We start from the raw sequence: 20,772 nt of genomic DNA on the forward strand, positions 1-20,772 counted from the left end.
CAATACAGAAGCGGATGGCGACTGCCGTCCGCTCTTTTCTATTTTCTTCCGTGTCATAAGCAGCTGTGAAAAGAAACTGACATGAGCTTCTATCCTCTTCTTATCGTTCTTCTGCTGATGTCCGCTGTCGGATATTGGTTCGGTTCGAAAAAGGCGCTTGGCGCGGTTCGCAAATCTTCCAGTTTTATTACCCCCCGGCCGCATCAGTTCGGCCTTTATGTGGTTATCTGGGCCTTGGTGCCCCCGGTTCTTCTCGGTGCGCTGTGGGTCATGCTGCAAATGACGCCGCTTCAGATGGAGACGGGCACGGCGCAGCAGATTGACCGCATCTTCTTTCCGGTCCTCGTTCTTCTGGCCGCTGGCGGCGGGCTCTACATTTCGATCCTGCGGATCAATCCGGACCTACGGGTGCGCAAGACGATTGAGGGGCTGGTCTATATCATCCTGATCCTGGCCTCAATCGTCTCCATCCTGACGACGGTCGGCATTGTCCTCTCGCTCCTGTTCGAGACGATCCAGTTCTTCCAGAAGGTGCCGATGACGGAATTCTTTTTCGGCCTGAACTGGAGCCCGCAGACTGCTCTGCGCGCGGATCAGGTTGGCTCCTCCGGTTCCTTCGGCTCCATCCCGCTCTTTACCGGTACCCTGCTGATCACCTTCATTGCCATGTGTGTCGCGGTGCCGCTCGGGCTGTTGAGCGCGGTCTATATGACGGAATATGCCTCCAGCAAGTTCCGCGCGGTAGTCAAACCGCTGCTGGAAATCCTCGCCGGTATCCCGACGGTGGTCTATGGCTTCTTCGCCGCCCTGACCGTCGGTGTGTTCTTTCGCGATGTCGGCGATTCCATCGGCATCGATATCGTTTCGGAAAGCGCGCTTGCCGCCGGTGTCGTTATGGGAATGATGATCATCCCCTTCGTCTCCTCGTTGAGTGATGACATTATCATGGCGGTGCCGCAATCTTTACGCGACGGCTCGTACGGCCTTGGCGCGACGAAATCGGAAACCGTCCGCAAGGTCATCCTGCCGGCGGCGCTGCCGGGAATTGTCGGCGCGGTCCTGCTGGCCGTCAGCCGGGCTATCGGCGAGACCATGATCGTGGTAATGGCCGCGGGCTTCGCTGCCAACCTGACCGCAAATCCGCTCGAAGCGGTGACGACGGTGACCGTGCAGATTGTCGGCCTGCTGGTCGGCGACCAGGAATTCGACAGCGCCAAGACGCTGGCCGCCTTTGCCCTCGCGCTGGTGCTGTTTATCGTAACCTTATGCCTGAACGTGATCGCCCTGATCGTGGTTCGCAAATATCGGGAAAAATATGACTGATACGAATGACACGCCTGTCGGCAGCAGCTGGAATTCCGATAAATTCATCGCGAATCTGGCGAAGCGTAAAAGATCAGAGCGGCGCTTCCGCCTGATCGGTCTCGCGGCCATCCTGACGGCGCTGACCCTGCTTGCGATCTTGCTGTTCAGCATTTTCAGCAAGGGCTACACCGCCTTCGTGCAGACCTATATCACGCTGGATATCACCTTTTCCGAATCCGTGATCGACAGGGACGGAACCCGCGATCCGGAGGCTCTTCGCAATGCCAACTACGCCAGGCTGGTGCAGGATGCGCTGCGGGCGAAATTTCCGGAAGTGGAGGGACGGCGCAATCTTCGCACCCTGTTTTCGCTGGTCAGCAACAATGCTAGCGATACCCTGCGCGACATGGTGGCGCAGGATCCCGGCCTGATCGGCAAGACGGTCGAAATGCCGCTGCTCGCGGGTGATGACGTGGATATGGTCAATAAGGGCTATATCGACCGGAACCTTGCCGAGGAGAACCGCCGCGTCAAGGATCAGGAACTCCGATGGCTGGACATATTGGAGGAAGAGGGCGATCTATCACTGCATTTCAATACCAACTTCTTCACCCAGGGCGATAGTCGGGAGCCGGAGAAGGCAGGTATTGCAGGCGCGATGGTCGGCTCGTTCTATACGCTTGTCATTACGATGGCGATCGCTTTCCCCCTGGGGGTAATGACCGCCATTTACCTTGAGGAATTCGCCCCGCCCAGCAAGTTCAACGACCTGATCGAGGTGAATATCAACAACCTCGCGGCGGTGCCCTCCATCGTCTTCGGTCTGCTGGGTCTCGCGATCTTCCTCAATGTTGCGCATCTGCCGAGATCGGCGCCGATCGTCGGTGGCCTGACCCTGGCGCTGATGACCCTGCCGACGATCATTATCGCCGCGCGCGCCGCCATCCGCGCCGTGCCGGATAGCATCCGTCAGGCCGCGCTCGGTCTCGGTGCCTCGAAACAGCAGGCGGCGTTCCATCATGTGCTGCCGCTCTCGATGCCGGGCATCCTGACCGGAGCGATCATCGGTCTTGCGCAGGCGCTCGGTGAGACCGCGCCGCTCCTGATGATCGGCATGGTGGCCTTTATCGCCGACATTCCCGGCGGGATCAACGATCCGGCAACCGTGATGCCGGTGCAGATCTTCCTCTGGGCGGACAGCCCGGAGCGTGCCTTTGTCGAAAAAACCTCCGGGGCGATCATGGTATTGCTCGCCTTCCTGATCACGATGAACGCTTTGGCGGTCCTGCTTCGCAAGAAGTTCGAACGCCGCTGGTAGAAGGATATGAATGTGCAGATCCAACAGATAGACGAACAGAAGGCCGCCCGTCAGGGCGACGCCGCAGAAATGATCATCAGAACGCGGGATGTCGATGTCTTCTATGGGGATAATCAGGCGCTGAAACATGTCTCGCTGAACATCCCGAAGCATCAGATCACCTCGCTGATCGGCCCGTCCGGCTGTGGCAAATCGACCTATTTGCGCTGCATCAACCGGATGAACGATACGGTCGACGGTTGCCGCGTGGAGGGAGAAATCCTGCTGGATGGTGTCGATATCTATGGGCCGCAAGTGGATGAGGTTCTGCTCCGGGCGCGGGTCGGCATGGTGTTCCAGAAGCCCAACCCGTTTCCGAAGTCGATCTACGACAATATCGCCTACGGACCCCGCATTCACGGCCTTGCCGCCAACAAGGACGAGCTCGACGAGATCGTGCTCACCAGCCTTGAAAAGGCGGGGCTGATCAAGGAAGTGCAGGACCGTCTGCATTCCTCCGGTACCGGACTTTCTGGCGGCCAGCAGCAGCGGCTCTGCATCGCGCGGGCGCTGGCAGTGCGGCCTGATATCATCCTGATGGACGAGCCCTGTTCGGCGCTCGATCCGATTGCGACCGCCAAGGTCGAGGAACTGATCGACGAGCTGAAGGAAAATTACACGATCATCATCGTGACCCATTCCATGCAGCAGGCAGCGCGTATTTCCCAGAAAACGGCCTTCTTCCATCTCGGCGAGATTGTCGAGGCCGGGGATACGGAAAAATTGTTCACCAGCCCTTCCGACGAGCGGACTCAGGGCTATATCACTGGCCGATTCGGGTGATAAAACAGTCAGTTACAGGAGAATCCTATTATGAGTAGCGGCCATATCGTCAAATCCTATGACGAAGAACTTGAAGCGGTGCGCAATATCATTGTCGAGATGGGCGGGCTCGCTGAATCGCAATTGGAAGCGGCGGTTCGTTCCCTGACCGAGCGGAATTCCGAGCTGGCCCTCAAGACCATCGAGGCCGACAAGGCAGTGGATGAACTGGAGCACTCCATCGATAACATGGCGATCCGGATGCTGGCGCTCAGAAGCCCGGTCGCCGATGATCTTCGTCTGGTGATCTCCGCCCTCAAGATCGCATCGGTGCTGGAACGGGTCGCGGATTACGCGACGAATATCGCAAAGCGGGTCATCGCCCTCAATCAGGGGCCGACAATCAACGCGACCTCGACCATCCCGCGCATGGGGACGATGGTCCGGCGGATGATCGATGACGTGCTGACGGCCTATTCCAATGGCGATGCGGAACTCGCCTATGACGTCTGGGTCCGCGATCAGGAAGTTGACCAGCTCTATAACAGCATGTTTCGTGAACTGCTGACCTTCATGATGGAAGATCCGCGTAGCATTACAAGCTGTACCCATCTAATATTCATGGCGAAGAATATCGAGCGGATGGGCGATCACATGACCAATATCGCCGAAATTATTATCTATCAGGTGAACGGCGAAATGCCGCGCGAACCGCGGCCGAAGGGCGACAAGACCAGCGTTACCATGATTGAGAATGACGGCCCTGAAAGCGCTTGAGTAGGAAGATGAAGATATTAATAGTTGAAGACGAGCCCGCAATGGTCGAGCTCCTGCGGTATAACCTCGAAAGCGAGGGATTTGATGTGGCGACGGCCCATGACGGGGACGAGGCACTGCTCGCCCTGGAAGAGGAACAACCGGACATGCTGCTTCTCGACTGGATGCTGCCGAAAGTTTCCGGGATTGAAATCTGCCGACGCCTGCGCCGTGACCAGCGCCATGGCAACATGCCGGTCATCATGATCACCGCGCGTGGTGAGGAGGCGGACCGGGTGCGGGGCCTCGATGTCGGGGCGGATGACTATGTGGCGAAACCCTTTTCACCGGCCGAACTGATGGCCCGCATCCGCGCGGTTCTCCGCCGCCGTAACCCTGAAGTGGGAAGCGAGAAGCTGAATGTCGCCGACGTGGTCGTTGATCTGGTCGCCTACAAGGTCCGTCGGGGAAGCCGGGAATTGCGCCTTGGTCCGACGGAATTCAAGCTGCTCCGCTATTTCATGGAGAGGGCAGGGCGGGTCCTGACGCGGGAGCAGCTGCTCGACGGGGTCTGGGGCCAGAATGTCTATGTCGAGGACCGGACGGTTGATGTTCATATCCGCCGCCTGCGCAAGGCCCTCAACGAGAAGGGCGAGACGGACCTGATCCGGACAGTGCGCGCCGTCGGTTACTGCTTCGAAAAAGCATAAACGCCGCCCGCGGTATCCCGGGGACGGCGTTCAGGATGGTTTTGAAAGCGTAAACGGCCTAGCTGGCGGAGGCGGTCTTGATCTGGTCTTTCAGTTTGTTGATAAGGCCGTCGACACCGGACTGGCTGACGACGGAGGCAAATTCGGACCGGTGCGTTTGCGCCATACTGATCCCTTCGATGATTACATCGACGATTTTCTCGCCGCTATCGGTCTTGCGGACGCGCCAGTCAAGCTTGATGGGCGGCCCGTCGGGACGGATAATCGTTGAATGAACGAGCGATTCCTTGTCATTCAGTGAGGTCGCATCCTTGATTTGCAGGTCTTCGCCCGAATAGGAACCAATTTTGTCGCTGTAGCTCGCGACCATGAAGTCGCGGAAAACCTTCAGGAATTCTTCGCGCTGTGCATCCGTGGCGTTCCGCCAGGATTGCCCCAGGACAAAGCGGCCGATGCGCTGCATGTCGAAGCTGTCATCCAGGAATTTTTCGAATTTGTCGCGTTTCTGCGCCTCGCTCAGGGAGGAATCGGACAATGTCTGGACAGCCTCATCGCCTATATTCTTGACCAGTGTCAGCGCAGCCTGCTCTTTTGCGTCGGCGGCAAGCGCCGGGGAGGGGAGGGCGATGGCCAATGCCATGGCAGACATCACGATTCCGCTAAAGAACCTTCTATTCATCAACATTTACAACATCCCCAACGGAAAAGCCCGTTTGAAAGAAACTAAAGTTTGAAAATATTTGAACCAGCTATGGCCTAGTTCTTCTTGGCCATGTTGTCGTCGTCATCATCGAAGTTCATACTTGGCAATTGTGTCGAATTGCTGGCGCCATTCAGGATTAAATTATTCCGGTTCTGGCGATATAGGCTTCTGACGGCCGCATAAAAGTCGATGGACGTCCTTTCGATCTCGTCGAGGGCGCCAAGCGAGCGGGAGCGTTGGTCGAGGCCATGGACGGCGGCACGGACTATCGGGAAATTGTCCATGTCATTCTCACGGGCGGCGTAATTGACCGGGTCGAGGAAGTAATCACCCACCCCGCCAACGGCGGCGCGCGTCGTTCTCGGGCCCAGAACCGGCACCACAAGATAGGGGCCTTCGCTGATGCCCCAGACGGCGAAGGTCTGACCGAGGTCCTCTTCCTGGGTATTCAGCTGCGCGACATCGAACAGCCCGCCAACCCCGAGGAAGGTATTGGTGAAGAAGGCGCCCATATTGTCGCCGGCGCGGTTTAGTTCGCCCTGCAGCACGTTGTTGATCAGATAGATCGGCTGCGACAGGTTGGTCAGGAAGTTGGTCACGCTGTCGCGGACCGGCGTCGGAACAACGCCGACATACATCTCCGCCACCGGTTTCAGGAACAGGGCGTCGAGCGCATAGTTTACATCGAAGAAGTAGCGGTTCATGGGCTCCAGCGGATCATAAACCTCGTCATTCATGACGGCGACCGCTTTGCCTTCTGTCTGCGGCGGTGTTGCACACCCGCTGACGAGAACAAGCAAAGCAGAGGCTGCAAGGCCGAATTTTAAGGAGGATGATGTCGAACGCAAACCCATATTATTCTTTTCCAACTCTGTACCAAGGACCGGATAAGCTGAACACTGTATCCGGGAACGGTTACGAAAGTCTTTAACCTTGTTTATCAACCCTGTTTAACTGTTTTCGACAATAAAACAATAGCCTTAGACAGAAATACATTGGCTTTAGTTCGTAACACAAGGTCCATACCAACGCGAGTCGCCGTCTTTTCAGCTATTTAGAATCCTGTTTCACTGTGGCGAAAAAGTCGCTGTTTATACATTTTTTCTACTGTACAAAGATATAAGGATATGTTTATATCATGTAACTTTTTGGTTTTATTGAGGTTGCCGTGGAAAATTTGCTTCAGGGATTGCGTGCCGCCGGGGAGGAGACCCGGCTCAGACTGCTCGTACTCTGTGCTCATTCCGAACTGACGGTGAGTGAGCTTACGCAGATTCTCGGCCAGAGTCAGCCGCGGGTCTCCCGTCATCTGAAACTGCTGTGCGATGCCGGGCTGCTGGATCGTTATCAGGAGGGAAGCTGGGTCTACTACCGGCTCTCCGCCAAGAGCAGCGCCTCGCTGCTCGCCCGGACCCTTGTGGATCTGGTGCCGGAGTCTGACCCGGTCGTCTCCCGCGACCTTGAGCGTCTGGAGGCGGTCAAGAAGGCCCGCAATATTGCCGCCGAAGAATATTTCCGCGAAAACGCTGCTCACTGGCGGGAAATCCGCTCCCTTCATGTGCCGGAGGAGGCTGTCGAGGCGGCCCTCCTTGAGATGACGGCGGAATATGAAATTGCCGACTTCCTCGATATTGGCACGGGAACGGGTCGGATGCTGGAACTGTTCGGTCCGCGGGTTGAGCATGCGATCGGCGTTGATACCAGCCGCGAGATGCTGTCTTTTGCCCGCTCCGCCATCGAGGAGGCAGGCCTTCGCAATTGCCAGGTCCGCCTTGCGGATATGTATAATCTGCCCTTCAGCAGCCACACCCAAGACGCAATCCTGTTTCATCAGGTGCTGCATTATGCCGAGAATCCCGCGACTGCCGTCAGTGAGGCGGCCCGTCTTCTGAAAGGCGGCGGCATTCTGGCAATCGTCGATTTCGCGCCGCATGACCTTGAAAGTCTGCGCATGGACCATGCGCACCGTCATATGGGTTTTTCCGAGACCGAGATCTGGCACTGCTGCGAGCAGGCGGGGCTTGTCCCAGGCGATTTCAGAAAACTCGAGGGTGATCCCCTCACGGTGAATATCTGGACGGCGGCCCCGGCGGCGGCGTCCCAATCCAAAGGAGCGTTTGCATCATGATCATGTCTGGAATCCCGGTCGAGGGAACGGAAAGCAGCGGCCTGCTGGTCGCGAACCCCTCCAGCCGCGTGGATGTCTCCTTTGAGTTCTTTCCGCCAACCTCCGATGCGCTCGCCGAGAAACACTGGCAGGCCCTGGAACGGTTAGCGCCGCTTGGACCGAAGTTTGTCTCCGTCACCTATGGGGCGGGGGGCTCGACCCGGGAGAGAACCCATGCTCTGGTCAGCAAGATCAGGCGGGAAACCACGCTGGAACCAGCGGCACACCTCACCTGCGTCGGTGCGACCCGGGAGGAGATCGAGGAGATTATCGGGCAGTATTGGGACAGCGGCATCAAGCATCTGGTGGCGCTCCGCGGTGATCCGCCTGAGGGTTATCAGTCTTTCGCCCCGCATCCGGGCGGTTTCTCTGGCTCCGTCGAACTGATCGAGTTTCTGAAAAAGAAGCATGATTTCGAGGTGTCCGTGGGCTGCTATCCGGAAATCCATCCCGATGCCCGCTCCAGCCTTGCGGATATCGACTATCTGAAACGGAAAATGGATGCCGGTGCGACGCGGGCGATCACCCAGTTTTTCTTTGACCCGGAAGTTTATCTCCGCTTTGTTGACCGGGCGCGGGCCCATGGCATCACCATTCCGATCGTGCCGGGAATCCTGCCCGTCACCAGCTATTCGAAAATCCATCAGTTCAGCAAGCAATGCGGCACGCAGGTTCCGGCCTGGCTGACCCATCTGTTTGAGGAACTGGACGATGATCCGGCAACGCGGAACCTGGTCGCGGCAATGGTCGCGTCCGAGCAGTGTCTGCAGTTGCAGCGTGCCGGGGTGAGGGATTTTCATTTCTACACGCTGAACCGGGCGGATCTTGTCTATTCCGTCTGTCACACGCTTGGTCTGAGACCTCAAAAAGATAACATAACCGATTAATATTATTGAAATTCCGACGAACAGGCCGTTTTATGAAAAAGTCATCCGCCTTCATCGAAATTGAAGCGATCCTCGCCAAGCGCATCATGGTTCTGGACGGGGCCATGGGCACCATGATCCAGGGCTACAGCCTGACGGAGGAGGATTACCGCGGCACGGCCTATGCGGATGTCGCCAATGACCTCAAAGGGAATAACGATCTTCTGACCTTGACCAAGCCGGAGGTAATCGAGAAAATACATGATGATTTCCTCGCCGCCGGGGCGGATATTCTGGAGACGAACACCTTCAACTCCACCTCTATCGCGCAGGCTGACTACAAGCTGGAAAGTGCGGTTTATGAGCTGAACAAGCAGGGCGCGGCGCTCGCCCGCAAGGTCGCCGACCGCTGGAGCGAGAAGACGCCAGAGAAGCCCCGATTTGTTGCCGGTGTCCTGGGGCCGACCAATCGCACGGCCTCGATCTCGCCGGATGTGAATGATCCGGGTTATCGGAATGTGACCTTTGACGAGCTGGTCGCGGCCTATGACGAGGCATTGCGTGGCCTGATGGACGGCGGGGCGCAGATCATCCTGATCGAGACGGTGTTCGACAGCCTTAACTGCAAGGCCGCTATCTATGCGGTGCTGCGCTATTTCGACGAGACGGGTATCCGTCATCCGGTCATGGTGTCGGGCACGATTACCGATGCTTCCGGCCGCACCCTCTCCGGCCAGACGGCGGAAGCCTTCTGGGCCTCCATGGCGCATGTAAAGCCGGTCAGTATCGGGTTCAATTGTGCGTTAGGTGCCAAGGACTTGCGACCGCATGTTCAGGCCGTATCGAATGTTGCAACGGCGCATGTCAGCGTCCATCCGAATGCCGGCCTGCCCAATGAACTCGGCGACTATGACGATACGCCGGACTATATGGCGGAACAGTTGGCGGAGTTCGCGAAAAGCGGGCTTGTGAATATTGTCGGCGGCTGCTGCGGCACCCGGCCCGAGCATATTGCCGCCATTTCGGAAGCAGTTGCAGAATTCGCGCCGCGTCGCCTGCCAGAGCTTGAACCGGTCTGCCGCCTGAGCGGTCTGGAGCCGCTCTATATGGACGATGTCGCCGGTTTCGTGAATGTCGGGGAGCGGACGAATGTTGCCGGGTCCGCCAAGTTCAAGCGGCTGGTGATGGAAGGCGATTATGACACCGCCCTTGATATCGCCCGCGAACAGGTGCTGAACGGCGCGCAGATTGTTGATGTGAACATGGATGACGCCATGCTGGACGCGAAGTCCGCCATGGTAACCTTCCTCAACCTGATTGCGTCGGAACCGGATATCAGCCGCGTACCGCTGATGATCGACAGCTCCAAATGGGAAGTGCTGGAAGCCGGGCTCAAGACCGTGCAGGGCAAAGGTGTCGTCAATTCAATCTCCCTGAAGGAGGGGGAAGAGGAGTTCATCACCCATGCGCGGGAGCTGCGCCGCTATGGCGCTGCCGCTGTCGTCATGGCCTTCGACGAGGACGGACAGGCCGACAGCAAGGAGCGGATGATCGAGATTTGCACCCGCTGCTACAAGATATTGACGGAAGTTGTTGATTTTCCTCCGGAAGATATCATTTTCGATCCGAACATCTTCCCGATCGCGACCGGCATTGACGAGCATCGGAATTTCTCACGCGATTATATTGAGGCGACAAGAGTCCTGAAGGAAACGCTCCCGCATATCCAGATCAGCGGCGGGGTGAGCAACATGTCCTTTTCGCTCCGCGGCAATAACCCGATGCGCGAGGCCATGCATTCCGTCTTCCTCTTTCATGCCATCAAGGCCGGCATGGATATGGGGATTGTCAATGCGGGACAGCTCGCGGTTTATTCTGACATCCCGGAGGATATTCGCAACCGGATCGAGGATGTCGTCTTCAACAGAAGCGAGGAGGCGACCGAGCGCCTGCTGGAAGTAGCGGAACAGGCCATCGGACAGAAACGCAGCAATGTCATAGACTTGTCCTGGAGAGAGGGGACGGTGGGTGAACGCCTGACCCATTCCCTGGTCAAGGGCATCACCGACTATATCATCGAGGATACGGAAGAAGCGCGCCTGCAGTTCCCGCGCCCTATCCAGGTGATCGAAGGGCCGCTCATGGACGGCATGAATGTGGTTGGCGACCTGTTCGGATCCGGCAAGATGTTCCTGCCGCAGGTGGTGAAAAGCGCCCGCGTGATGAAGCAGGCCGTCGCTCATCTTCTCCCCTATATTGAAGCGGAAAAGGACAAAAGCGGCGAATCCCAGACCAAGGGCAAGATCCTGATGGCGACGGTCAAGGGCGATGTCCATGATATCGGAAAGAACATCGTTGGCGTGGTCCTGCAATGCAATAACTTCGAGGTGATTGATCTCGGCGTGATGGTGCCCTATACCAAGATACTGGAAACGGCGATTGCGGAGAAAGTCGATATTATCGGACTGTCCGGCCTGATCACGCCGTCGCTGGAGGAAATGGCGACAGTTGCGGCGGAGATGCAGCGGCAGGACTTCCATCTGCCCCTACTGATCGGCGGGGCGACAACATCGAAGGTGCATACCGCCCTTAAAATCGCGCCGCAGTATGATGGCACCACCATCTATGTGACCGACGCCTCCCGCGCGGTCGGTATTGCAACAAAGTTGACCAGTAACGAGAATAATAAGGAGTTAGTGGACAGTATTAAGGTTGAATATGAGCAAGTCAGGGAGAATTACCTGAAAAAATCGCGGCCCGATCAGCAATCGACGTTGGCGGAAGCGCGGGCCAATGCGGTGGCCATCGACTGGGAAGGCTATCAGCCGCCGGTCCCGTTGCATCCCGGCCTCAATGAATTCAATGACATCGATCTCGCGGCCCTGGTCGACTATATCGACTGGTCGCCCTTTTTCCGGACCTGGGAACTGGCCGGGCATTTCCCCAAAATTCTTGAGGATGAGGTTGTGGGCGCAACGGCGACGGAGCTGTATAACGATGCGCGCGCCATGCTGGACAAGGTGATTGCGGAAAAATGGATGAGCTCCCGGGCGGTTGTCGGGCTGTTTCCGGCGGCACGCGACGGCGATGACGTGATTGTCTATGCGGACGAAAGCCGGCGCGAGGAGAAACATCGCTTTCACTTCCTGCGTCAGCAAATGAGCAGGAAGAACGGCCGGGCGAACCATTGCCTGGCGGATTTCATTGCCTCCGTCGACAGCGGCATTCCCGATTATATCGGCGGCTTCGCAGTGACAACCGGGCTCGGTATTGAGAAAAAGCTCGAAGAATTCAAGAGAACCCATGATGATTACAGCAGTATTATGCTGAAAGCCCTTGCCGACCGGCTGGCCGAGGCGCTTGCCGAATATATGCATGAGAAGACCCGGAAAGAGCTTTGGGGCTATGCAAAGGACGAGCAACTCAGCAGTGCGGAGCTGATCAAGGAAAACTATCGCGGCATCCGTCCGGCCCCTGGCTATCCGGCCTGCCCGGAGCATTCGGAAAAGCGCGGCCTGTTTAATCTCCTGAACGCGGAACAGCGGGCTGGTATTGAACTGACGGAAAGTTTTGCGATGCTGCCCGCTTCATCGGTATCGGGCATCTACTTCTCCCATCCCGAGGCGCGGTATTTCGGGGTTGGCAATATCGGCCGCGACCAGGTGGAGGATTATGCAAAGCGCAAGGACATTTCCCCGGATGCGGCGGAACGTCTGCTGGCGTCCAACCTCGCCTATGAGCGGACGCGTCGTGCGAGCTGATGACGCAAATTTGATTTTCAGGTGATGATGGGCGCGCGGATAATGGTGGCGCTCTAACGGGAGGATCGCCATGTTTAACCGCCTTGCGCTTGTCGGCTTTGCCGTCTTTTTTCTGGGAATTGCGAACGCATCGGCCTTTGACGAGATCAACAAGTCCTTTCTGGGCGGTCTGGCCGTCGATGGCTATGACAGCACCGCCTATTTCCGGATGAACACCCCGGCGGAAGGGGCGGAGGACTATATCGTTGACTATAAAGGCGCGACCTGGCGGTTTGCGGATGCGGCAAGCCGGGACCTCTTTGCCGCCGCACCGGAGGCTTACGCCCCGCAATATGGCGGTTATTGCTCCAACCAGATGAGCCAGGGCAACCTTGCCGATATCGACCCTGGTGTCTGGCTGATTTATGAAGGCAAGCTCTATCTATTTGGCCATGACGCCGGGCGCAGCCGCTGGCAACAGACGGGTATCGCCGAGCGGATCCGGGATGCGGACGAAAACTGGCGGAAATTCCTCGCTAAAAAATAGAAAACAATAGATAATATACCCTTGGTATTTCGACAATCGGTACAGCGCTGACGGGCCAGTAGCTGGCGGTGGGACGCGCGACCACACAGGGAGTCGGAGATGATGGATATTTCACGCAGGGGATTCTTAACGGCCGCAGGCATCGCCGCGGGCGCGACATTCGCGAAGATGCCGGTGGCCGAGGCCAGCACGAAGACAGTGCTCCATGCCCGTACCCGGCAGATCGAGGTCGACGGCAAGGCGGCGACGCGCTATGGCGTTGAGCAGGCGGACGGCACCTTCGGCCTTTTCCTCAACCCCGGAGAGCAGTTCAACGTCCGGCTTGTGAACGAACTTGCCGACAGCACCCTTGTCCACTGGCACGGCATGGACGAACCCTGGCAGCAGGACGGGGTGCCGTATCTTTCCGCCTTTCCCATCGCCCCCGGAGAGAGCGCGGATTATCTTTATGATCCGAAGCCGAGCGGCACCCGGTGGATGCATTCGCATTTCGGTTTGCAGGAACAGAACCTGCTGGCGGCGCCGCTGATCATCCGGGACAAGGCGGCGATGCAGGAGGACGCGCAGGAGGTTGTCCTGCTGCTTGAGGACTTCTCCTGGACGAGCCCCGAGGAGATATTCGCGAATCTTCGCAAGCCCAAAAAGATGATGAGCATGGGATCGAGCAGCGACAAGGAGGTCGGGCCGGACCTCAATGATGTTGAGTTCGATGCGTTTCTTGCGAACGACCGCACGCTCGACGATCCCGAAGTTGTCGCGGTGGAGAAGGGCGGCAGGGTGCGCCTCCGCATTATCAATGCGTCCGCCTCCTCCAACTACACGATCGATCTTGGCGCTCTGGAAGGAACCCTCATTGCCGTTGACGGCAATCCGATTGAACCCTTAAGCGGAAAGACCTTCCCGCTCGCCATTGCCCAGCGGGCGGATATCATGGTGACCTTGCCCTCCGACGGATCGGCTGCCGCGGTGCTGGCGCATTGCGAGGGGCGCAAGATGCGCTCTGGCATCATACTGGCGCCGAAGGGGGCCACGGTCGCGAAAATTGCGACAATGACGGATAGTGAAGGGCCGGAGATCGGGCTCGCACAGGAACTGCAGCTCCGTGCCGCTGCGCCGCTTGCGGCCAAAAAAACTCAGCGGCGTATCCCGGTGCATCTCACCGGTTCGATGTCGAGTTATATCTGGAACATGCCGATCGAGGGGCAGGGCGGCATGCCCGCCGTGGTCTCCGAGCAGCAGCGCGTCGAGATCACTATGACCAACGAGACGCCGATGTCGCATCCGATGCATCTGCATGGCCACAGCTTTCAGGTGGTCGAGATTAACGGCACGAAGATCAGCGGCGCCATGCGCGACACGATCATGATGCCGCCCAAGGCGCAGGTGACGGTGGCGCTCGATACCACGAACCCGGGCCTCTGGGCTTTTCACTGCCATAACCTCTATCATCTGGCGGCAGGAATGTTCTCGACCATGGCCTACCGGCAGATCCCGAAAAGCACTTAGCGGCGAAACTCCCTAGGCCCCGAAGCCGCCGCCGCTCGGTGTCTGGATAACGAAGATATCGCCCGCCGCCATTTCGGTCTTGTCGCGGCCCTCCAGTTCCTCGGTCTCGCCGTCCTTCCGGATTACCCATTGCTTGCCGACTTCACCGTCCTTGCCGCCCATAAGGCCGAAGGGCGGGACCTTGCGGTGGCTGGACAGCAGCGCCGCCGACATGGCTTCATGAAAGCGGAGCTTGCGGAGGGTTCCATCTCCGCCCTTATGCGCGCCCTTGCCGCCGGAACCCCGCCGGATTTCAAAACTCTCCAGCGTTACCGGAAAGCGCCATTCCAGCACCTCCGGATCGGTGAGGCGGGAATTGGTCATATGGGTATGGACCGCACTGGTGCCGTCGAAATCCGGTCCGGCGCCGGAGCCGCCGCAGATCGTTTCGTAATACTGATATTTTTCATTGCCGAAGGTGAAGTTGTTCATCGTTCCCTGCGCCGCGGCCATCACACCGAGCGCGCCGAACAGGCAGTCGGTAATGCATTGCGAGGTTTCGACATTGCCCGCCACCACCGCCGCCGGATATTCCGGTGACAGCATGGATTTTTCCGGCACGATTATCTCGAGCGGCTTGAGACAGCCCGCATTGAGCGGAATATCGCTCTCGACGAGGCAGCGGAAGACATAGAGCACTGCCGCCGTGGTCACGGCGCGCGGCGCGTTATAGTTCGTCGGATGCTGTCCGCTGGTACCGGTGAAATCGACGGTGGCGGTGCGTGCCTCCTTGTTAATCGAGATATTGACCTTGATCTCATAGCCGTCATCAAGGGCGTAGGTAAAGCTGCCATCTTTCAGCACATCCAGCACCCGGCGCACGGATTCTTCCGCATTGTCCTGCACATGGCCCATATAGGCATGAACCACTTCAAGGCTGAAGTGATCGACCATCTTGCGGAGCTCCTGAATGCCTTTCTCGCAGGCTGCGATCTGGGCTTTCAGATCAGCCATGTTCTGGTCGGTATTTCGGGAAGGGTATTTTCCGGACTTCAGGATATCGACGATCTCCGTCTCGCACAGCCGGCCGCCATCGACCAGCCGGACGTTATCGAGGATGACGCCTTCCTCCTCGACCGTGCGGCTGTCGGGTGGCATGGAGCCCGGCGTGATTCCGCCGATATCCGCATGATGGCCGCGGCTCGCGACATAGAAGAGCACCTCGCTCCCCTCCAGATCGAAGACCGGGGTAATCACGGTGACGTCCGGCAGATGGGTTCCGCCGTTATAGGGGGCGTTCAGCACGAAGACATCGCCCGCCTTCATGGTCGCCTTGTGCTTGCGGATGACCGCCTTGATGCTCTCCGACATGGAGCCGAGATGTACGGGCATATGCGGGGCATTGGCGATCAGGTCGCCGTTCAGATCAAAGACCGCGCAGGAGAAATCAAGCCGTTCCTTGATATTCACGGAATAGGCGGTTTTCTCCAGCACCGTGCCCATCTGCTCGGCCACATTCATGAAGAGGTTATTGAAAATCTCCAGCATGACCGGATCGACCTCGGTCCCGATCGCCATTTCCCGGGTGAGTTCCGCCACCCGTGTCAGGATGAGGTGGCCATGGCGGTTCATTTCCGCCTGCCAACCGGGTTCGATGACATTGGTGCCGGTTTTCTCGACGATGACGGCGGGGCCGTCAATGCGCGCGCCGGAAGGCAGGGCATCGCGGTCATAGAACGGGCAGTCCTGCCATGTGTCGCCCATAAAGATCTGCTGGCGGGAGAGGGGGGTGATGTCGGCCTCGCCTTCTGCTTCCGGTAGGGCAGGATCCTCGATCTTGTCGCCAACGCCGACCACTTCGACGGCGGCGGCCTCGACAATCAGGGCTTTTTCCGGCGTGGTGAAGCCGAAGCGCTGACGATGCGCCGCCTCGAAGGCCTTGGTCACCTCTTCCAGCGGTCCGTCATCGACAATCATGGTCGTATCGGAGCCCTGATATTTGATATGGAGTTTCCGATCGACACGGATGCGGGATTCTTCCGCGCCTTGTGCCTGCATTTCGGCGTAGCCTTCCTCGGCGAGGGCATCCAGCGTTGCGGCAATGTCGGAAAGGGCGCTTTTCGCGAGCGTGACTTCCATCGCCTTTTCCTTCAGCACCCTGAGATCGGCAAGCCCCATGCCGAAGGCGGAAAGAACGCCCGCGTACGGGTGCAGCATGATCTTCTTCATGCCAAGGCTGTCGGCGACGAGGCAGGCATGCTGTCCGCCCGCGCCGCCGAAGGAGGTCAGCACATATTCGGAGACATCATAGCCCCGCTGGACGGAGATTTTCTTGATGGCATTGGCCATATTCTCGACGGCGATGAAAAGGAAGCCTTTCGCGACCTCTTCCGCCGTCCGGGTATCGCCGGTGGCGGCGCTGATCTCCTCGGCGAGGGCGTTGAATTTCTTGCGGACGGTTTCCACATCCAGCGCTTCGTCCGCATCGGAGCCGAACACCTTGGGGAAATATTCGGGTGCGAGCTTGCCGAGCATGACATTGCAGTCGGTGACCGTCAGCGGACCGCCCTTGCGGTAACAGGCCGGACCGGGGTTGGCCCCGGCGCTGTCCGGGCCGACCTTGTATCGGGCGCCGTCGAATTCGAGGATCGAGCCGCCGCCCGCCGCCACCGTGTTGATCAGCATCATCGGCGCGCGCATGCGCACTCCGGCGACCTCGGTCTCGAAGGTGCGCTCATACTCGCCGCCGTAATGGGACACATCGGTGGAGGTGCCGCCCATGTCGAAGCCGATCACCTTATCGAACCCGGCCATGGCCGATGTCTGGACCATACCGACCACGCCACCTGCGGGACCGGAGAGAATGGCGTCTTTTCCCTGGAAAAAATGCGCGTCCGTCAGCCCGCCGTTCGACTGCATGAACATCAGGCGGGTATCGCCAAGCTCGGACGCCACCCGGTCGACATAGCGCCGGAGGATGGGGGAGAGATAGGCATCGACGACCGTGGTGTCGCCGCGGCTGACCAGCTTCATCAGCGGGCTGGTCCCGTGGCTGGTGGAGACCTGCGTAAAGCCGATCTCTGCCGCAATTTCTGCCACCTTCTTTTCATGATCGGGATAACGGTAACCATGCATGAAGACAACGGCGCAGGCGCGCAAGCCCTCATCATAGGCGGCCTGCAGGCTTTTCCGGGCGACCTCGGCATCAAGGGCATGGATGACTTCACCGGTCGCGCCCAGCCGCTCGGGCACTTCGATCACGCGCTCATAGAGCATCTCGGGCAGTTCGATATTGAGCGCGAAGAGCTTCGGCCGTGTCTGGTATCCGATGCGGAGACTGTCGCGGAACCCTTCCGTCGTCACCAGCACGAGGGGTTCGCCCTTTCGCTCAAGGAGGGCATTGGTGGCGACCGTCGTGCCCATCTTCACCGCATCGATCCGGGCGGCCGGAATATCGTCCGATTTATCGAGGCCCAGGAGGTCACGGATACCCTGCAGCGCGGCATCCTCATATTGCTCCGGATTTTCGCTGAGCAGCTTGTGGGTGACAATGGTGCCACCCGGTGTGCGGGCGACAAGATCGGTGAAGGTGCCGCCGCGATCGACCCAGAATTGCCAGTCGCCGGTTGTCATGTCATCCGTGGATTTTGTCATTCGCTGTCTCGGTTGATGATGTTAAGCCGCAGAGGTGCTTCCTTTTCCATATCATCCAGCGCAGGCGATCGTAAAGCCGTAACGGCATTTCTCCGATCCCGTATTCACGAAATAGTGGCGTCGTGCGTTCTAAAGGACGGATAGAATTCAGGAAAGCACCCGCCATGACAACAGACGAGACCCTTGAAAATTTTGTGCCTCTCTCCCGCTCGCCGATCTGGGAGTTGCAGCGGAGCTATTATTCCCGTCTCGGCGTCAATGCCTGGCAGCCGAACATGGTACCGAACTATGTCACCACAAACCCTTTCATCGCGCAAAGCTACGCCCGGGTGATCGAAGGGTTTCTTGAGGATTTTGCACCCGCCCGCAAAAGCGGTGATGCGCGCGAGCCGCATTATATCATTGAACTCGGAGCTGGATCAGGAAGATTTGCCTATGGCTTTTTGAAGTTCTTCTTCTCCAAGGAGCAGATGGAGGTTCGCCGGAAGCGCGATGTGGTCTATGTGATGACCGATATCAGCGAGGCGACGATCAAATACTGGCGCCGGCATCCGCAGCTCAAACCCTTTATTAATATGGGTGTGCTCGACTTCGCCTATCTGGATGCCCTGAAGGATCATCCTGTCGATTTACTGGTCTCGAAGAAAAGGATAGAGCCGGGCAAGCTGTCCAACCCGCTTGCCGTTATTGCCAACTATGTGTTCGACAGCATCCCCCATGATCTTTACACCGCCGTGAACGGCAAGCTGATGGCGCGGCATGTCTGCCACCGGATCGAGACAGACAGCACGGAAATCGACGAGATTGTCCAGGATACGAGCTTCGTTTATCACGAGGAGCTTTGCGGGACAGATATCTATGAGAATGAGGACTGGAACCAGATTCTCGAGAAATACCGGAAAGTCAAAGATGGTATGAATTTCTCCTTCCCCGTGGGTGCGATGGCGGCGCTGGACCGGCTCGCTGCGCTCACCACCGGGCCGATGTTCTGCCTTGCCGGGGATTTCGGGGCGACGGCCTTGTCGGTGCTTCAGGATATGCCGCCGCGCAAAATTGCCCGCAATGGCACCTATTCGCTGCATGTCAATTTCAATGCCATCTCGGACTATGTCGCCAGCCGGAAGGGCCGGTTCTTCACCCCCGGCCATGCGAAATCCTCGCTGGAGATGGCCGGCATTCTGATGAATCCGGGCCGGCGGCAGACCCGGCACCTTGCCCATCAATTCAATCAACATATCCGCGATGCGGGACCGGATGAGTTCTTCATGCTGAAAAAATTGGCGGAGGAGAATTTCGATTCCCACAGCCTGCCAAGGATTCTGGCGCTCCTCCGGCTAAGCTATGGCGATATCAAGATATTCCGCGGATGCAGTGCCGCCTTGCTGAAGGCGCTTCCGGGCGCAAACAGTTTTGAGAAAGAGTCCGTGATCGCCGAGCTGATAAAGGTTGATGATATTTTCTTCCGCTGCGACCGGACGGCGGACCCGGCCATCCTGATTCTGCAGATTCTGCTCGGCCTGGATGCGAAGAAGGAAGCCCGTTATGTGCTCACGCGAAACCGGGTATTCCTGGAGCAGACAGCGGACGGCGCTCTGGCTGTCGCCGATACCCTACACCGGCTTGGCCGCGCGGAGGAAGCCGTGCCGGTGCTTGAAAGGTTGTTGGTGCGGGAGCCCGGTCATCGGCAGGCAAAAGACTTGATGGCGCGCCTGACGGGCGGGAGGATGTGCGAAAAATCCGCCTAAGTTCCTGATTTAAAAAAAGAGGTAAGAAAATTTAAACTCAATGCCGTTAATGCTATGTTATGCATAATTGACGCAATCTGAAACGGTATTGAGACAGGATCACATGGCACATAAAGGTATTATTCTCGCGGGCGGAACAGGCAGCCGGCTACACCCGCTCACACTTGCCGTCAGCAAGCAGCTGATGCCGATCTATGACAAGCCAATGATCTATTATCCGCTGACGACCCTGATGCTGGCGGAAATCCGGGATGTTCTGATCATTACGACCCCGCAGGAACAGGCTGTCTTCCGCCATCTCCTGAAGGACGGGTCGCAATGGGGGATGAATATTTCCTATGAGGCGCAGCCATCGCCGGACGGCCTTGCGCAGGCCTTTATCATTGGCGCTGATCATATCGGTGACGATCATTCGGCGCTGATCCTTGGCGACAATATCTTCTACGCCAGCCGGTTCAGCGAACTGCTCAAGAGCGCCAAAGCCCGCCAGCAAGGCGCGACCATTTTCGGTTACCATGTCTCGGACCCGACGGCCTATGGCGTCGCTGAATTTGACGAGACAGGTAAAGTCATCGGGGTGGAGGAAAAACCGAAACAGCCGAAATCCAATTTCGCCATTACCGGGCTCTATTTCTATGACAATCAGGTGGTGGACTTCGCGAAACATCTGAAACCGAGCGCGCGCGGGGAGCTGGAAATTACCGACCTCAACCGCCTCTATCTCGATCAGGGGGAGCTCGGCATGGAATTTCTTGGCCGGGGCAGTGCCTGGCTCGATACGGGAACCCATGACAATCTGCTGGAGGCGTCCCATTTCGTGCAGACGATCGAGAAACGGCAAGGGCTTAAAATCGCCTGCCCCGAGGAAATCGCCTATCAGAAGAAATTCATCTCGGCGGACGAACTTGCAGCCCTCGCCGAACCGCTCCGCAAGAGCGGCTATGGCGAGTATTTGCTCGATCTCATCAAATAGCT

General features: G+C 58.0%; 15 protein-coding genes. 12 read left to right on the forward strand and 3 right to left on the reverse strand.

Annotated features, from left to right (window positions below; genetic code table 11):
* Positions 1-81 precede the first annotated feature (81 nt).
* Genes pstC through phoB form a run of 5 tightly spaced genes read left to right on the forward strand, consistent with a single transcriptional unit; the run spans position 82 to position 4,890 of the window.
* A complete protein-coding gene (gene pstC, locus AAC599_RS06175; protein ID WP_340149533.1) occupies positions 82-1,323 on the forward strand; it encodes a phosphate ABC transporter permease subunit PstC in 1,242 nt (413 codons plus the stop codon).
* The gene (gene pstA / locus AAC599_RS06180; protein WP_340149534.1) at positions 1,316-2,623 is read left to right on the forward strand and encodes a phosphate ABC transporter permease PstA; all 1,308 of its coding nucleotides are present in this window, start codon (positions 1,316-1,318) and stop codon (positions 2,621-2,623) included. Before pstC ends, pstA begins: the two co-directional genes overlap by 8 nt.
* Positions 2,624-2,635: 12 nt before the next feature.
* Positions 2,636-3,445, forward strand: a complete 810-nt coding sequence (gene pstB / locus AAC599_RS06185) for a phosphate ABC transporter ATP-binding protein PstB (protein ID WP_340149535.1) — start codon at positions 2,636-2,638, stop codon at positions 3,443-3,445.
* Positions 3,446-3,475: 30 nt separating this feature from the next.
* The gene (phoU, locus tag AAC599_RS06190) at positions 3,476-4,201 is read left to right on the forward strand and encodes a phosphate signaling complex protein PhoU (protein ID WP_340149536.1); all 726 of its coding nucleotides are present in this window, start codon (positions 3,476-3,478) and stop codon (positions 4,199-4,201) included.
* Between the two features lie 8 nt (positions 4,202-4,209).
* Positions 4,210-4,890, forward strand: coding sequence for a phosphate regulon transcriptional regulator PhoB (gene phoB, locus AAC599_RS06195; RefSeq protein ID WP_340149537.1), 681 nt, complete (start codon positions 4,210-4,212; stop codon positions 4,888-4,890).
* A 58-nt stretch (positions 4,891-4,948) separates the two neighbouring features.
* Here the strand turns inward: phoB and AAC599_RS06200 are convergent, their stop codons facing one another.
* Positions 4,949-5,575 carry an ABC transporter substrate-binding protein gene (locus AAC599_RS06200; RefSeq protein ID WP_340149538.1) on the reverse strand — a complete coding sequence of 209 codons (627 nt, stop codon included), beginning with the start codon at positions 5,573-5,575 and terminating at the stop codon, positions 4,949-4,951.
* Positions 5,576-5,646: 71 nt separating this feature from the next.
* Positions 5,647-6,447: a VacJ family lipoprotein gene (locus AAC599_RS06205; RefSeq protein WP_340149539.1), complete on the reverse strand. Its 801-nt coding sequence runs from the start codon at positions 6,445-6,447 to the stop codon at positions 5,647-5,649.
* Between the two features lie 314 nt (positions 6,448-6,761).
* On the opposite strand from AAC599_RS06205, the gene AAC599_RS06210 reads away from it, so the two are divergent.
* From AAC599_RS06210 to AAC599_RS06230, 5 genes are all read left to right on the forward strand, one after another.
* Complete coding sequence (locus AAC599_RS06210; protein ID WP_340149540.1) at positions 6,762-7,721, forward strand: metalloregulator ArsR/SmtB family transcription factor; 960 nt, start codon at positions 6,762-6,764, stop codon at positions 7,719-7,721.
* Complete coding sequence (gene metF / locus AAC599_RS06215; RefSeq protein ID WP_340149541.1) at positions 7,718-8,647, forward strand: methylenetetrahydrofolate reductase [NAD(P)H]; 930 nt, start codon at positions 7,718-7,720, stop codon at positions 8,645-8,647. The genes AAC599_RS06210 and metF overlap by 4 nt, the downstream gene beginning before the upstream one ends.
* A 32-nt stretch (positions 8,648-8,679) precedes the next feature.
* Positions 8,680-12,387: a methionine synthase gene (metH, locus tag AAC599_RS06220; protein ID WP_340149542.1), complete on the forward strand. Its 3,708-nt coding sequence runs from the start codon at positions 8,680-8,682 to the stop codon at positions 12,385-12,387.
* Positions 12,388-12,457: 70 nt separating this feature from the next.
* Positions 12,458-12,913: a YHS domain-containing (seleno)protein gene (locus AAC599_RS06225; RefSeq protein ID WP_340149543.1), complete on the forward strand. Its 456-nt coding sequence runs from the start codon at positions 12,458-12,460 to the stop codon at positions 12,911-12,913.
* 99 nt (positions 12,914-13,012) lie between these two features.
* Entirely contained in the window at positions 13,013-14,419 is a 1,407-nt protein-coding gene (locus AAC599_RS06230; protein ID WP_340149544.1) for a multicopper oxidase family protein, read from the forward strand.
* Positions 14,420-14,431: 12 nt separating this feature from the next.
* Here AAC599_RS06230 and AAC599_RS06235 read toward each other — a convergent pair whose 3' ends face one another.
* Positions 14,432-18,052 carry a hydantoinase B/oxoprolinase family protein gene (locus tag AAC599_RS06235; protein WP_340149545.1) on the reverse strand — a complete coding sequence of 1,207 codons (3,621 nt, stop codon included), beginning with the start codon at positions 18,050-18,052 and terminating at the stop codon, positions 14,432-14,434.
* 164 nt (positions 18,053-18,216) lie between these two features.
* Here AAC599_RS06235 and AAC599_RS06240 point away from each other — a divergent pair, with 164 nt between their 5' ends.
* Positions 18,217-19,797, forward strand: a complete 1,581-nt coding sequence (locus AAC599_RS06240; RefSeq protein WP_340149546.1) for an SAM-dependent methyltransferase — start codon at positions 18,217-18,219, stop codon at positions 19,795-19,797.
* A 103-nt stretch (positions 19,798-19,900) separates the two neighbouring features.
* Entirely contained in the window at positions 19,901-20,770 is an 870-nt protein-coding gene (gene rfbA, locus AAC599_RS06245) for a glucose-1-phosphate thymidylyltransferase RfbA (RefSeq protein WP_340149547.1), read from the forward strand.
* Positions 20,771-20,772 lie beyond the last annotated feature (2 nt).

Origin of the sequence: uncultured Sneathiella sp., from assembly GCF_963976355.1 — a bacterium.
Classification (GTDB): domain Bacteria; phylum Pseudomonadota; class Alphaproteobacteria; order Sneathiellales; family Sneathiellaceae; genus Sneathiella.

Coding starts and splice junctions, on each gene's coding strand:
- pstC (WP_340149533.1), top strand. CDS start 82: ATGAGCTTCTATCCTCTTCTTATCGTTCTTCTGCTGATGTCCGCTGTC.
- pstA (WP_340149534.1), top strand. CDS start 1,316: ATGACTGATACGAATGACACGCCTGTCGGCAGCAGCTGGAATTCCGAT.
- phoU (WP_340149536.1), top strand. CDS start 3,476: ATGAGTAGCGGCCATATCGTCAAATCCTATGACGAAGAACTTGAAGCG.
- phoB (WP_340149537.1), top strand. CDS start 4,210: ATGAAGATATTAATAGTTGAAGACGAGCCCGCAATGGTCGAGCTCCTG.
- AAC599_RS06200 (WP_340149538.1), bottom strand. CDS start 5,575: ATGTTGATGAATAGAAGGTTCTTTAGCGGAATCGTGATGTCTGCCATG.
- AAC599_RS06205 (WP_340149539.1), bottom strand. CDS start 6,447: ATGGGTTTGCGTTCGACATCATCCTCCTTAAAATTCGGCCTTGCAGCC.
- metF (WP_340149541.1), top strand. CDS start 7,718: ATGATCATGTCTGGAATCCCGGTCGAGGGAACGGAAAGCAGCGGCCTG.
- metH (WP_340149542.1), top strand. CDS start 8,680: ATGAAAAAGTCATCCGCCTTCATCGAAATTGAAGCGATCCTCGCCAAG.
- AAC599_RS06225 (WP_340149543.1), top strand. CDS start 12,458: ATGTTTAACCGCCTTGCGCTTGTCGGCTTTGCCGTCTTTTTTCTGGGA.
- AAC599_RS06230 (WP_340149544.1), top strand. CDS start 13,013: ATGATGGATATTTCACGCAGGGGATTCTTAACGGCCGCAGGCATCGCC.
- AAC599_RS06235 (WP_340149545.1), bottom strand. CDS start 18,052: ATGACAAAATCCACGGATGACATGACAACCGGCGACTGGCAATTCTGG.
- AAC599_RS06240 (WP_340149546.1), top strand. CDS start 18,217: ATGACAACAGACGAGACCCTTGAAAATTTTGTGCCTCTCTCCCGCTCG.
- rfbA (WP_340149547.1), top strand. CDS start 19,901: ATGGCACATAAAGGTATTATTCTCGCGGGCGGAACAGGCAGCCGGCTA.